This window comes from Sphingobacterium lactis, from assembly GCF_051951495.1.
Classification (GTDB): domain Bacteria; phylum Bacteroidota; class Bacteroidia; order Sphingobacteriales; family Sphingobacteriaceae; genus Sphingobacterium; species Sphingobacterium lactis_A.
Window position 1 is genome coordinate 1 of sequence record NZ_JBNHAS010000030.1, and the last position, 222, is coordinate 222.

A 222-nucleotide genomic window follows, 5' to 3' on the forward strand; every position below is an offset into this window, starting at 1 on the left:
TCCATTCCTGACCAATAGGCCGGGCAGGTACTTTCTTCTGAGTTTTTCTTTTTCTTAACGATCATATGTTGCGCAGTCGAGCCGGAAATCGGGCTCTAGAAAGGAGGTATTCCAGCCGCACCTTCCGGTACGGCTACCTTGTTACGACTTAGCCCCAATTACCGGTTTTACCCTGACACGCTCCTTGCGGTTACATGCTTTAGGTACCCCCAGCTTTCATGG

At 50.5% G+C, this 222-nt stretch carries 1 rRNA gene; it reads right to left on the reverse strand.

What is annotated here, in order from left to right:
• Positions 1–99 precede the first annotated feature (99 nt).
• Positions 100–222: ribosomal RNA gene (locus ACP6L2_RS18215) — 16S ribosomal RNA — on the reverse strand; the annotation flags it as partial.